The sequence below is a fragment of the Paenibacillus nitricinens genome, from assembly GCF_052056485.1.
GTDB lineage: Bacteria > Bacillota > Bacilli > Paenibacillales > Paenibacillaceae > Paenibacillus_AQ > Paenibacillus_AQ nitricinens.
The window spans coordinates 2,487,483-2,501,496 of record NZ_CP183948.1 but is presented as its reverse complement, the minus strand read 5'-3'; the positions used below and the strand labels follow the sequence as shown (position 1 = coordinate 2,501,496).

Below are 14,014 nucleotides of genomic sequence, written 5' to 3'. Positions count from 1 at the left end.
TGAATTAGTGCGTCCCCCTACTATAGAAGCTCTCCTCTGGACCCAAATAGGAATACGGAAGCTCCGCAGCGGACAACACAAGCTTTTGCAGGACCAGGCCCGCATCCAATCCGTAAAAGCGGAGGGTATGGATACCCTTCGTTAAAGCATGAATGGTGGTCACGGTATGGATATTATTCATAACCCCGCGGCACCACGGTTCATTATCATGATTGCCACCCGCAAAATCCGTAGGTAGAGCATCCGTAATCACTGGCGTCTGCGCATCGAAGCCTATCGCATATTTTAATCCGCTGGACTGTGACAGGTTGTTCGTTGGAGCAATATACGCGGTTAAGCTGTAATCTGCAGCCTGCTGTACTAAAACCTGATATTCCAGATAAGGTGCACACTCCGGTTGTTCAAACGATACAGCATCCGGAAACATTTTAACCGAGGATAAAGAACGCCCATAATTAGCAATGGTCTTCCATTCCACCCCTGATTGTGCAACACGGCTTGAGGTATGCTCCGCTTCAATGGCCACTCTATTATGCGCCTCGATAAAGGTCATCGCTGGCACATCCTGAATGTCAGTCCAGTCCACAGCTACATTCACCTTAACGGTGCCCCCGGCACCACAGATCGTAATTTCACCCGCCGATGTCTCGCGAACCTTCTCCCAATCTACAGAAACCTGTAAGCTCTCCCCAGCCTTGATCCACCCCGATGTTTTCTCAAGCTTGATCCAAGCTACACTGCTTTTTGCCTGATATTCAAAACCCGCTTCTCCACCGTTGCTGATTGTAATGCAATAATTTTCTTTTTGCAGATTTGTAAATACAGGAAGCTTTGCCGTACCCGAAACATACGCTTGCTCCGTACCTTCAACATCAACAATCAATATAGAGCCTTTAGCGGGAATCAACGTGCTCACCTCTGGATATTTCCACCCCTCTGCATTCCAGTGAACATACCCGACATGAGGGGAACTCATCATTCCTTGCCATTTTCCTTCTGTAATTCCGCTATTATAAACCTGCTCCAGGTGTTTATCCCTATCGATGGCTTCATGAGTCAGGGTAGCGTAGGTATTGGCTAATATACTGCCTCGTCCAGTATATAGCTCGTTAAGCCGAGCATATATTTGCATTTTGAGCACATTGGCTGAGGCAGCAGCAGGGAAATATACAAGCTGGTAGTACGCATCTTTTAATGATTCAGGAATAAGAGCATGGTGTTGGTCAGCGGCATTCTCCATCTTAATCGCCTGCTTCAGCACTCTCTGTGCCTCATTGTAATGGATAGGACTGAAGGTTGACGGATAAATAATCTCCGGCTTGCGGCGGCCGTTCATTCGGGTATACTTACTCAGCAATTGCGCGATGCCCAAGCATGTCTCATGTTCCAGTGCATATCCGAACTGCTGTTCTACCCATCGTTTGGTATATTCCTCAGTCCGGTTAATCGCTCCGGTACCCCAAGCTTCAAAATCATAGGCCAATTCCATAAAGTAGGAAATAGGCAATTCCATAGGCTTCAAATCCCCGACGTTCACAATCCATACATCACGGATGCCATAGTCGAATGCCATACACATTTGCTCCCAAACCTTCTCCAGCGGAATCGTGTTTAACCATTCATAGGAATGTGGACCCCCATGATAGTCAAAATGATAGTACATCCCCCACCCTGCACTTCGATCGCGTTCGTGTTCCGTTGGGATTTTGCGGAGATTGCCAAAGTTATCATCTGCCAGCAGGATCGTAACCTCATTCAGGACTTCCCAGTCCTTCAAGCCTTCAACCTCAGCAGTGCCATACCAATACTTCTCCACTTCCTTGTATACGGCTAGAATTTGGGGCGAGTGCTCAAGATTATATTTCTTTAATAATTCTTTTTGCGTAAGGATGATATCCTTCAGCAGGTCAGTATTCTCCTGGTCGGAGCCCTCCAGCGCAGAATCACTTTCTCCCCGCATCCCTAGTGTGATTAAATTGTCAAAGTCCTGATTCCGTTTGATTCCATCTTCCCAGAAATCCGTAATAGCTTGTTTGTTTCGGGCAAAATCCCATAAGTTACTTGTTCCATATTGGTTGTATACCTTCTGCCATTCACTGCCTGCCCGAAATAAAGGTTCATGATGGGAGGTTCCCATTATAATGCCGTATTCCTGTGCATGCTGGGCGTTGGCGATTGGATTGCTTTTACCGTTAAGGCTGAATTCGGCACTCCACATCGCTGGCCATAAATAATTCCCCTTTAATCGAAGAATTAGTTCAAACACCTTGTCATAGAAATCTTCATTAAAATCACCAAATCTTTGAGTTACCCAAGAGCCCAAGGACGGCCAGTCGTCATTCAAAAAAATCCCTCTGTATTTAACCGAAGGTTCTTTGGAAATCATATGTAGCTGGCTATCAGGTAAGGTCAAATCTGCTTTTTTCTCTGGTATAACATCTGCCCAATATTTCCACGGACTAACACCAATTTTTTCAGAGATAGAATAAATCCCGTACATCGTCCCGCGTTTATCGCTTCCCACAATGACGAGCGCCTTGTCCACTCCTGCTGTCGGTTCTTCAACTACCTGAATCCTATAACATTCCCTTTTCCCTTGGATGGCAGACACATCCACTGTCCCCTCTGCAATTAAACGATCAATAAGCTCATTACTGCCGATCGATCCAGCGATTACAACGGTTCCATCCAATGTCTTCAATTGTGTATGTATTTCAGGTTCAACCTCTGTTACCTGTTTAACATCTGCTGCAAAAGACTGAGCCACGCGGCGCAAACCGGCATAATCCTTCCCTTTGGAATCCACGTAAATCTTAGCAGCTTTGCCCTGCTTCACAAGGTTTAATTCCTGCGTAGGCATGATTATTCTCCCCTTAAGCATCCTATTTTCGTATGGCTAGGCACATTATATAAGTAAGCGATTTCAACTTCCATGTGTAAACTAGCAAGTTTTTGTAATTATTAAATGAAACTTTGTTTAACGGTTGAACAATCTAGATATTTGGTGTTACTGTTAACAGGTAATCCCCTGTAGCAGAATCATTTCATTTGCAAGCGCATCCATAATAAGAGAACCTTACAAAGCGAGGATGATCCATATGGAAAAGAATAACGAATTTATTGCAGGCGAACAGATTGAAGGTCCGAAGGCTCCAAAGGACCCGGCTGATCGTAGAAACGGCTTTTTTGTGCTGTACGAAACAGCAATTGAAGCAACAGCAAGAGCCGAAGGCAAACCGTCACAGGAAGTTTATCTGGAAGGTAACTATCTGATCGACAAGACCAAATTTATAGGCGGTGTTACAGACGAGGCGATTCTGGAGCTTCTGGGGAGCAGCACTGGATTTCGCAAATTGGTCCATAGTATCGGAGTATCCGTGAGAAGGACTAACGCGCAGGAAGATCCAGTCACTTTTTTATTGCAGCACTGGGGCAAAACTAGTAAATATGAAACCGGCAGTTATTTACGTGTACCCTGCCCCGCCGATGGTTCAGAGGTTATTTTGAGGTTAGCAGATTGTCCGGGTTCTGAAGAGGATGATGTGCTCGGAAAATTTGCTTTTGAATTTAATCACGCAGGCGAACTGGCGATTGCGAGTGTTATTTTTTATTTGCATGACGGTTATTCTGTTCCAGAGCTAATCCTTGAACCACCAGTTGCTTTTGAATCGAATGAGTACCAAAAGATCATTACACAATCCTTGCTGCACGCTGGCAATAATAAAAGATTAAAAGCTGCCATAAATAAGGCTATAAAGGGCGAGGAAGTCACGATCGCTTATATTGGAGGTTCCATTACTCAAGGAGCCGGTGCTAAGCCGATACACACGGAATGTTATGCCTATCAGTCGTATTTAAGATTTAAAGACTTATTCGGCACAAATGGTGGCGAGAACATCCACTTTGTGAAGACTGGGGTAGGCGGAACACCCTCCGAGCTTGGCGTCATCCGTTATGAAAGAGATATTCTTAGAGACGGTTTCGTAACACCAGATATCGTGGTAGTGGAATTTGCGGTAAACGACGAAGGGGATGAAACGAAGGGCAATTGTTTTGAAAGCTTATGCTTAAAAATACTTTCCGCCGATCATCAGCCTGCCGTAATCCTTCTGTTCAGTGTGTTTATGAATGACTGGAACCTGCAGGATCGACTCTCCCCCATTGGCCGCCATTATAATCTTCCTATGGTTAGTGTAAAGGATGCCGTATCCGAGCAGTTCCGCCTGAGTAAAGCTGAAGGCAACATCATCTCTAAACGGCAATTTTTCTATGATATCTATCATCCGACAAATGAGGGTCACCGGGTAATGGCTGATTGTCTCGCTTATTTATTCACCGAAACCCATAAATCACTAATGAATGAAGATGACATCTTATTGGATCAACACCCGGTCATCGGGAATGATTTTTCCGGAACCCTCCTGCTGGATAGAAAAAACTATATTGACGCAGGTAAGATCGAAGCAGGCGGATTTTCGGGGATCGATACCGATTTGCAGCGGGTAGAAATGGATGCTGACTCTCAAGGTACTCCGGAATTCCCTCATAATTGGATGCATTCAAGAGCGTCTGGAGAAGAAAGCTTCAAGCTGACAATAACAAGTAAAAATCTCATCCTCGTATACAAGGATTCCGGCAGCAACGAATTCGGCAAGGCGGATATCTTCGTAGACGGCAGCCTTGCAGTTACTGCTGATCCTCACGTGAACAACTGGACACATTGCAATCCGGTAATTCTATATCAAAACGAAGCTAGCAGTGAGCATCAGATAGAAATAAAAATGGTGCCCGAAGATCAGGATAAGTGCTTTACTATTCTAGGCTTCGGTTATACGCTTTAATCAACCAATCACAATAGACTGCATTCCATGTTGCAAACATATCCATATGAAACCAATATACTAGTGCATAACATAATGAAAAACCCGCTCAATATGCGGGTTATCGCTGTTATATGGACAGAATTGCTCTCATTCTTGCTCTCCTTACTCCAGCTCGGTCCCTATCCCTTTTTCCCTCGCCTTGTTTACGTAATACACCGCTGTAGCGATATCAAAGACGGCCATCCCCATCGGGCAAAAGAAGATCGGTTCATCTTCGCCCAATTCAGCTAGGCTGTGGCGTAAGACGACATCGGTAATCATCTGGGTGTCAGCACGAGTGAGCCCCTGCTCCAAATGAAGCTGCTCAATATCCGTATTCTCACGGCACACTTCATCCCAATCGTCGACGATAATGGCTTTTAACGAAGCTAACGCCTCCGGCTTATAATCACGCAGTGAAACATTTAACAGAAGACTACCTTTTTCAGGATACAGATCGATATACCGATGTTCGGATACAGTACAAGTAATAAAGATATTCGAATGCTGATAAACGTCCGCCCACGTCTTAGCCACTTCCATCCTATCTCTAAAGAGAGATGAGATTCCTGATAAGTCTACTCCCTTGATATCGAAAATCCGGATACGCTCGACTTGGTCCCCATACAGAGCCGTAACCATTTGACAATGATACTGCCCAACCGGTCCCCAGCCGATAATGCCTAGATGAATCCGCTCCACTGAACGCGCCAGCAAAAAGGAACGAATCATCAGTCCGCTGATGGAAGCCGTCCTAATGATACTGGGAAGCGGAGAGTTCAAGACGGCTGCAGGCTGGCCTGTACTTGGTTCATTCAAAACAATGATGCTATGCGCACGAGGAAGATCAGCCTGAATATTATCCGGGAAACTGGAAATCCACTTTATCCCTGCTGCGTTCACCTCTCCCCCTACGTAAGCGGGCATTGCAATAATCCGGTTTTGTGGACTCTTATACCTTAGGTAAGGCTTTATCGGCTGCACATAATCACCTGAATCGATGATACCCACAGCAGTTTCTATCGACTCCACAAGAATAGGCCAATCAACACCTACTGCCCGTATATCTCGATCATTTAAGTACAGCATACCGTGACCTCCTTATGAAACATATCCTTTCTTACATCTCTGGGCAATCGCCACATTCAGCCAAAAGCTCCTGACCGAATTGGTTCAGAATCCATGAGTCAGAATATACGGTATCGAGGTAACGCTCTCCCTTATCATGCAGAATGACTGCGCAGACAGCTCCCGGAGTCAATTCTGGCTCCATTTGCTTAACGGCGGCAATGACTCCCCCGGACGATGCGCCAGCCAAGATGGATTCGTTCTGCGCCAACATCCGGCAACCTTTTACGATATCTGAATCCGAGACATGCACGATATGGTCGATTAGATCTGTTCTGCAGAAAGGTGGCACGATGCCGGCACCTAGTCCCGGAAAGCGCCGTGTACTCTTATTCCCTCCAAAAATCGCGCTTCCCTCTGCATCGACAGCCACGATCTTGGTCCGAAGTCCGCTATCCCTTGCGTATTCCGCAAGACCCCGTATGGTTCCGCATGTACTAACGCTGCAAAATAAATAATCCAGTTGTTCAAGATCAGTCACGATTTCTTTCATTGTCGTATGGTAGTGGGCTAAATAATTATTTGCGTTCGCATACTGATTCGGCCAGTAGCTGCCTGGTATTTCCGCCAATAACTGCTGCACACGTTTCAATCTAGCAGGAAGAAACTCCCCTGTTACGGGATCGGGATCAGTGACATAGTCGATTTTGGCATCCAACGCCTTCAGAATTTGTAGATTCGTTTCCGTGGTTCTAGGATCAATAACGCTGATAAAACGCATCCCCAAATACTTACAAATCATGGCCAGGCTGATCGCCATATTTCCAGAGCTCGATTCAATGATCGTGGTTCCCGGACCTATTGTTCCTTCCTTCCACGCCTCTTGGATCATCCGCAGGGCGGGACGATCTTTGGCGCTTCCTCCCGGGTTCATCAGCTCCATTTTTGCATAGACGTCAAACTCACTTTTATAGAACAAGCTCTTCAGCTTGATTAAGGGTGTATTTCCGATCGTCGACAAAATACCGTCAGTGACGTCCATCTCTGCGCGATCTTTATCTTTCTGGTAATATAGCTTTTTGTTCTTAACCTTTCCGCTGTCCATCGGCTCGTCTTTCCCTACTATAATGACCTCAATATCATCCAGCAGATGGTTTCGAATCATCATGCCGATTTCCGGAATGCATTCCCTAATTTCCTCTTTGATCTTCGGGACAATGGTGTTATCCGCAGATTTACTTTTGATATAAACGCTCAGCGCGTTCTTCCTCACTTTGACCCGAATGATCGCATCTTCGATATGTCGGTATACGACCTGTTCGATATCGTACAGGCTGATTTTCTCCCCATGCTTCAGCTCCCGACCCACCCGTTTGACGATGGAACTAAAGCTCTGTTTCTCCACACCATCTACCATCACAGACCTAAAGTCCCTTACAACGTCATAGGTAACGAAACGAATCGCTGGCAGCATTGTGCGAACCATGGAGGTAAGAACAAGAACACTTTCATCATTACTAAGCGGACTTAGTTCTTCGCCAATCTCCTGCGCCCCGATCGCTTCTGCAAAAATCCCATCAGCAAAAATATACCTGCCAAGATCATGTGAATAATAAGCAATCGTGCCTATTTCAATAGAGCCATACGTATCAATGATGTCGCGCGGTTCAAGACCGAACAGACGGGCCATATTCCGCTGCCACCCTAATGAGGCGATCTCCCCAACCAAAATAATCTTACGGATTCCAAAAGCCTGCGGATCTTTAGTAGCATGAACGATATGATCAAGGATGGAAGGCATAGTGTAAAGCAGGTCAGGCTTGAAGGTTTGAAGTTGTTTAATATGCTGCTCGATTGGCAATTCAAAGGCAATTGAACAATGTTGCAATCCTAACCGCTCAAAAATGGACAACGCAGTGTTCGCCGCATGCCCAGTGCCCATGTCCGCCAAAGCGCTAACGCATCCACTTCCCGCAATAAGATCACCGTACAGCTTCGTTTTAATATCTATATAGTGCTTATCGTCTTCCTTAGAGTAAAGAATGGCTTTTCGACGGCCAGTGCTTGTACCCGACGTCCTATATACGGTCAAAGAAGGATCAATGGGTTGATTATAATAATAGGTTTCTAGCGTTGTCGACGTCATAAGCGGAAGCGTCTCTAAGCTATAATTCGTTCTTTCGCCGCTGATCAGCTCCTTATACCAGGGAAACAACTCAATTACTTCAAGCAACTTATCCTGCAATTTGTCTTTGTCGAGCAGCATGATGGCCGCCTCCTGTTGACCGCATGCTGCAGCCCATAGATAAATACCTACCATAATCATATGTCGAATTCTTTCAGTGTGTTCTACGATTTGGTAGTTGCCCAATCAAAAGCTAAGGCATTTCCGTAATATAGCCTATGGATCTTTTAAGACGGAGGGGCAGAATGATGAATCAGATCAGTCGAATATCCAATAAGCTGACGAAGACAAGGGTGCTGGTTAGAAATCAAGCGTTAAATAAACATGTCCCGCTTACAAGAAAAATGGATAAGAACACTCTCTATGAAATGCTACACAAATATAAGATGGTGTATATTAAGCCTTGCTGCGGATCATTAGGACAGGGCGTAATACGGGTTGAACTCACTCGTGCACTATACAGCTACCAGTCCGGTACCCACGTACACAAATATTCTAATTATGACACGGCATATAGAGCCATCTTACGAGAAGCCCAAGGGAAGTCCTATTTAGTTCAAAAGGGGATCAGGCTGTTGGTGTACAATGGCCGCCCCTTCGATATCCGGGTAATGGTGCAACGAAATTCTAAGGGTGGGTGGGAAGCAACAGGGGTTGCAGGACGCGTGGCGCATCCTCGCAAAGTAGTTACAAACGGGAGTCAAGGAGGAACGATTTATCCGGTTGAGGAATTATTGAAAGCCTACACAAGCGCAGAGAATTGTACAATATTGATCCGATCCCTGAAGCAAATTGGAGTGAAATCCGCCAGACAGCTTAGCACTGTCTATCCTGGCCTTCAGGAAATCGGTGTAGATATTGCCTTAGATCAACGTCTCAAGCCATGGATCTTGGAAGTGAATACCGCTCCTGATCCATGCCCGTTTACTAAGCTGAAAGACACCCGTATGATTGACCGAATTGTCAGATATGCAAAAGTATACGGTCGCACATACAATCTTAAGTGCATGAAATCAAAACAGGGTGTCGTGTGAAGCATAGAGATTAGAGAATCCATGGGCCGCGGCGAACTGTGAATCCTCAAAACTACAATTCGCCTTTTTGTACAGAGGTATGTTTCGGGAGTTTATAAGATAGATGAGAATAGACGAGAAACGCCCTCTTTAAATTTGATCATTAAGGATCTTTCTTTATAACGTTCAGGGGTAAGTTCTGTACTTAACTGGCTATCTTCAACAAACAATTCTTGAAGCTGTTTAGCCACTTGCTCATCATATACAATCGCATTAACTTCGAAATTTAGTCTAAAGCTCCGGGAATCAATATTCATTGTCCCAACAGATGCTACTTCTTCATCAACTACAATCGTCTTAGCATGCAAAAAACCATTTTCATATAAAAGAATTTTTGCCCCATAATTCAATAATTCACCTGCATACGCCCAAGTTGCCCAGTAAACAAAAGGGTGGTCAGGCTTATTTGGAATCATAATCCGTACATCCACACCGGATAGGAGTGCAATTTTACATGCATCCATAAAACTGCTATCCGGAATGAAATATGGCGTCTGAATATATACACTCCGTTTGGCATTCAAAATAAGCTTAATATACATGTTTTTAAGATGTTCAACTAGCGAGTTGGGACCACTAGACACAATTTGAACAGGACTTGATCCGACACTTCCTTCAGTGGTAAAGGAAAATTGATCGAAGCTTACCTGATGCTGTTTCCGGGCATGCTTCCAATCCAGAATAAATCTGCCTTGAATTTGATTAACAGAATTTCCCTTCATTCTAAAATGCGTATCCCGCCAATAGCCAAACTTTTTAACTATCCCTAAATACTCATTTCCCACATTAAATCCACCAATATAAGCAATTTCTCCATCGATGATACATAGTTTTCTATGATTTCGATTATTCATTCGAAAATTTATCGGTCTAAGCAGTGATGGAAAAAACACCTCTACTTCTCCACCCGCAGAAAGTAGTTCTCTAAAGAACTTAAGAGAAAGTCTCTTGGAGCCGATTTCGTCATAGAGAACCCTCACTTTTACGCCTTCTTTGGCTTTTTTAGTTAATTCATCTCTTAATTTTGTTCCTAAATCGTCAGGCTGGATGATGTAATATTGAATGTTGACCTCTTTTTTGGCATTTCTAATATCATTAAATAAAGAATCAAACTTTTGTTTACCATCGTTAAAAATAGCTATCTCGTTATCTGTTGTCATTAGCGCATTCGATGAAACAAGGTTCATATGAATTAAATCAGCATACTTCGTTAACAAAGAGCTCTGATCCTTGCGTTGATCCTTTAATGTAGCCAATTGATGGTCTACAGTTGATTGCAGATAATTCCTTTCTTCCACTGAAAGGCCAAAGAAATTCTTTTTTGCTAAATTACGGCCAAGAAACAGATAAACAATAAAGCCCAAAATGGGAATGAAATAAAAAACCATAAGCCACGCCCACGTATAACCAATATCTCTCCTCTCGAAAAATAAAAAACCTGCAGAAAGCAATATATTTATAATCATAACAAAAGAAAGTATCCACGTGACCAGACTGCTGTTGTCCATTAGGAGTTCCTGCCTTTCTTATCTTTCTATAGATGCCGGTATTTCTAGTTTTGCCAAAAGACAGTTTATCCATCGTCTGATAAATCAATACTTCTGTAAATGACTAGATAGAGTACTATAGCATAATTGTCCATCTAAGAAAACATTTGATAAAAAACTCAAAAATTAAAAGATAAAATCATAAAAATTCACATAAAAACAACAGCCCTAATGCAGTAGTTCTGCATCAGAGCTGTTGTGACTTTTTAATTAATGTGAGAAATATTTAAACAATTTATTGTAAATTAAGGACAATTTCTCTCCCAGAAAGAGTGACAATGGTTAACGCTCCATCGCTGAGCTTAACTTTCAAATCTTGCTCAGGTGAATGCTTGAAGACGTCATCAGCTTGATCAGCCTGAATATCCAAAGCCTCCTCTGAAGGTGAACCAAATATAGCCGACGCGAGCCAATGAATGCCCGGCAGAAGGGTGGTCGTCAGCATCGGCAGGACCGTCCGAGGGCGAAGGAGATTCGTATTGGCATTCGGCCAAACCAGCTCACCCTTCCGGCAGCCTAGCAAATCCTTGATTCCACTGGTTCCCCAAGCAGTGGAGGCCATCGCACCAGCCACATCGATCTTCGAAAACATTTCATTCTCTTGCCCAAGTGCGAATCCACCCTCTGCGGTATCCAGCGACCGTCCAGTTTCGACTCGATGAATCCGAATATGCCAAGGAAGTCCGGCGACAACCCAAGTCTGAACCTCGACATTGGCCCACGGCCTCCAGACGGAACGAAGGACGTTGTCTATAATCTCTGACTCTATATTCTGGCGTCGTACCCGGTATAAGTTGTCTCCGCGCTCACTCAGCGCAAGCATAGAGTCGAACGCTCCTTGGGAGAGCCCCCATTCGGAGCGAGGCACGCTGAAGCCGAAGCCTGTTGAATACACGAATTTCTCGTATTTGGCCGAGGTATGGGTATGTTCATTCGTGTATAAATGTCCGCTGTTGAAGGCTGCCACATGACCGGAAGCGGGCTCGCGGACGATGACAAGATGTGCAGGCTTCTGAACCATGACCGCCGGAATGGCCGGCAGCGGCAGTTCCTCTTCCTTCCAGAACGGATGATCCGCCCCTAGAGCCAGCGGCAGGAATGTCTTTAACGCCCAATACGGAGATCCGGGGGCATTGTAATTCTCCGCCATGACCAGATTCGGGTAAGTATATCCGATGGTCAGTACGCCATAAGCGTCAACAATCGGCTGACTGAACCACCAACGCAGATTTCGCAGCACCAGACCTTTTACCACACCAGCGGGAAATCCTTCAACGTCTGCATAAGCCAAGGCGCTCCAGAATGCCGATTGGGCAAAACGGTAAGCCAAACTGCGCCCATATGGAAGCGCAGAGCCGTCGGGTGCGAACCAGCCGATGAATTCAGCAGCAAACAATCGAGCCCGATCTTTGAACATACGGGAACGTTCGGAGTCTTCCTGCTCCATCAGCTTTGCATACAGCAGCGCATAGTAATGAATAGCAAAAGGTACGTAATAATCACTGTGGCCGTTAATTCCGTCGCTGTACCAGCCCTCACCCAGATAGAAATCATCCATGCGCTTCAAATTGTTTTCCAGTTGCTCTGCGTCGTAGGAACGGCCGATTTTACGGAATCCGACATTGACTAGAACGTTGAAGAACAGCCAATTACAGTCATAGCAAGGATGGGCATTTATTTGATTCAGCCAGCGGTATAATTGATCCTGCTCCTTCGGAGCAAGCGGCAACCAAATCCGTTCCGGAATGGCTGCCAATGCGAAGCCGAAGACCGCCATTTCGACCAAACGCTGGTCGTAATCCTTTACCTCTCCCCAATATTCTTCATGAGAAGGATCGGTGCCATGCCGAATACCATCCAGCACGATGTCCCAGAGTTCGCTGTCTCCACCACCAATGAGCAGGGGTACCAACCCCCATAACACCCGTGAGAAACCTTCCATTTCAGCAGTTGCTGCCGAATAGCTCGCCCCGGTTCTACCGATTTCAAGTCGTGCGCTGCCTCTGCTGTAGTGCGGCCGAAGCGGATCCGTAAGCTGCTCAAGGGCGATCACCAGATCCTCACGGGTCTTCAGCGGGTTACCGCCGATCCGAGAAAGTGATTTCTCATTGTTCATCATAATCACCCCTACTCCCAAAAGAACGGCCCTGCGGATTTAATCCGGGCTAATGCTTCGACATAGAAAAAATCACCATAGATAAGCGGAACATCTATATTCCGGTCCTCAGGGTAGTTACTTGTACCATGAAGCAGCAACCCTTCCTCGTCCGCATTGTCCCAACTGCCATAATTTTTGTAGAGAGATTCCACTATTCTTATAGCCCCGTTCCGGTACACATGAGACTCCGAATCATCCACCTGGTCGGCAAGCAGCAGCAAACCACTTGCCGCGCAGGAACCGGCGGAGCTATCACGCAGCTCGCCTACTTCAACGGGAGCACGGAAATCCCAATGTGGAACGTGATCCTCCGGCAGTCGGGTCAAGAAGAAATGCGCTACCTGCTTGGCTCCATCCAAGTAGCTTTGCTTTCCCGTATGATGATAGGCAAGCGCTAGGCCGTAAATAGCCCAAGCCGTGCCGCGTGACCAAGCCGATTCGGGCGCAAAGCCTTGCCCACCAAGCTTCTCCACCACTTCACCCGTCTCCGGGTTGAATTTGACGATGTGGTACACGGAGCCGTCCGGTCGGATAAAATGCTCCAGCACAGTATCCATATGCGCCTCTGCGATATGACGATAGCGGGGATCACCCGTTGTCTCGGAAGCCCAGAACAACAGGCTGGTGTTCATGCAGCAGTCGATTATAGCAACTCCACTATTGTCCTCCCCTACACTCCATGGATTCCAAGCCCGAATATAATGCCCTTTCAGATTGAAGCGGGCTGCCAGGTAGTTGGCTGCCTTTAATGCTCGAATTCGTGATTCCTCGCTACCCGTCAATTTGTAATTCGCCACACTGGTAAGAATCCACATGAAGCCTAAATCGTGGTCCAGCTTAACGTAGCCGTCCAGTACCTCGTCGAGTCTCTCTTCGCAGCGCTCCGCGATCATTTTAAGACTTTCGTCTCCACTCTCAGAATAAAACTGCCAGAGCATTCCCGGCCAGAACCCTGCTGTCCACCAGTTCGGCGCTTCAAGCAAGTATTTACCACCTTGACTGGCATGTGGAAATTCTGCGCCGATTTTCCGACTGTTACTTCTTGTCTTTTCAAGTGCCTTGTTCCATGCTTCATCCAGCCAAGTTTGTTTTTCCGCTATATTCATTTCAAACACCGCCTT

8 protein-coding genes are annotated in these 14,014 nt (G+C 45.6%); 2 read left to right on the top strand and 6 right to left on the bottom strand.

The window, feature by feature from the left end; all coding sequences use genetic code 11:
- Positions 1-4 precede the first annotated feature (4 nt).
- Entirely contained in the window at positions 5-2,860 is a 2,856-nt protein-coding gene (locus ACN6KS_RS10825) for a glycosyl hydrolase 115 family protein (RefSeq protein WP_440961985.1), read from the bottom strand.
- Between the two features lie 238 nt (positions 2,861-3,098).
- Here ACN6KS_RS10825 and ACN6KS_RS10820 point away from each other — a divergent pair, with 238 nt between their 5' ends.
- Complete coding sequence (locus ACN6KS_RS10820) at positions 3,099-4,841, top strand: SGNH/GDSL hydrolase family protein (RefSeq protein ID WP_440961984.1); 1,743 nt, start codon at positions 3,099-3,101, stop codon at positions 4,839-4,841.
- Positions 4,842-4,985: 144 nt separating this feature from the next.
- On the opposite strand, the gene ACN6KS_RS10815 is transcribed toward ACN6KS_RS10820, so the two are convergent.
- Complete coding sequence (locus ACN6KS_RS10815; protein ID WP_440961983.1) at positions 4,986-5,951, bottom strand: 2,3-diaminopropionate biosynthesis protein SbnB; 966 nt, start codon at positions 5,949-5,951, stop codon at positions 4,986-4,988.
- A gap of 31 nt (positions 5,952-5,982) precedes the next feature.
- Positions 5,983-8,196, bottom strand: a complete 2,214-nt coding sequence (gene sbnA / locus ACN6KS_RS10810) for a 2,3-diaminopropionate biosynthesis protein SbnA (RefSeq protein ID WP_440961982.1) — start codon at positions 8,194-8,196, stop codon at positions 5,983-5,985.
- 164 nt (positions 8,197-8,360) lie between these two features.
- Here sbnA and ACN6KS_RS10805 point away from each other — a divergent pair, with 164 nt between their 5' ends.
- Positions 8,361-9,149, top strand: coding sequence for a YheC/YheD family protein (locus tag ACN6KS_RS10805; protein WP_341134434.1), 789 nt, complete (start codon positions 8,361-8,363; stop codon positions 9,147-9,149).
- Between the two features lie 92 nt (positions 9,150-9,241).
- On the opposite strand, the gene cls is transcribed toward ACN6KS_RS10805, so the two are convergent.
- From cls to ACN6KS_RS10790, 3 genes are all read right to left on the bottom strand, one after another.
- Entirely contained in the window at positions 9,242-10,696 is a 1,455-nt protein-coding gene (cls, locus tag ACN6KS_RS10800; RefSeq protein ID WP_341134433.1) for a cardiolipin synthase, read from the bottom strand.
- 274 nt (positions 10,697-10,970) lie between these two features.
- Complete coding sequence (locus ACN6KS_RS10795; RefSeq protein ID WP_440961981.1) at positions 10,971-12,854, bottom strand: DUF2264 domain-containing protein; 1,884 nt, start codon at positions 12,852-12,854, stop codon at positions 10,971-10,973.
- An 8-nt stretch (positions 12,855-12,862) separates the two neighbouring features.
- Positions 12,863-13,999 carry a glycoside hydrolase family 88 protein gene (locus ACN6KS_RS10790; protein WP_440961980.1) on the bottom strand — a complete coding sequence of 379 codons (1,137 nt, stop codon included), beginning with the start codon at positions 13,997-13,999 and terminating at the stop codon, positions 12,863-12,865.
- Positions 14,000-14,014 lie beyond the last annotated feature (15 nt).

Bases quoted from the DNA above. Each gene is read 5' to 3' on its own strand.
- ACN6KS_RS10825 (WP_440961985.1), bottom strand. From the start codon at position 2,860: ATGCCTACGCAGGAATTAAACCTTGTGAAGCAGGGCAAAGCTGCTAAG.
- ACN6KS_RS10820 (WP_440961984.1), top strand. From the start codon at position 3,099: ATGGAAAAGAATAACGAATTTATTGCAGGCGAACAGATTGAAGGTCCG.
- ACN6KS_RS10815 (WP_440961983.1), bottom strand. From the start codon at position 5,951: ATGCTGTACTTAAATGATCGAGATATACGGGCAGTAGGTGTTGATTGG.
- sbnA (WP_440961982.1), bottom strand. From the start codon at position 8,196: ATGCTGCTCGACAAAGACAAATTGCAGGATAAGTTGCTTGAAGTAATT.
- ACN6KS_RS10805 (WP_341134434.1), top strand. From the start codon at position 8,361: ATGATGAATCAGATCAGTCGAATATCCAATAAGCTGACGAAGACAAGG.
- cls (WP_341134433.1), bottom strand. From the start codon at position 10,696: ATGGACAACAGCAGTCTGGTCACGTGGATACTTTCTTTTGTTATGATT.
- ACN6KS_RS10795 (WP_440961981.1), bottom strand. From the start codon at position 12,854: ATGATGAACAATGAGAAATCACTTTCTCGGATCGGCGGTAACCCGCTG.
- ACN6KS_RS10790 (WP_440961980.1), bottom strand. From the start codon at position 13,999: ATGAATATAGCGGAAAAACAAACTTGGCTGGATGAAGCATGGAACAAG.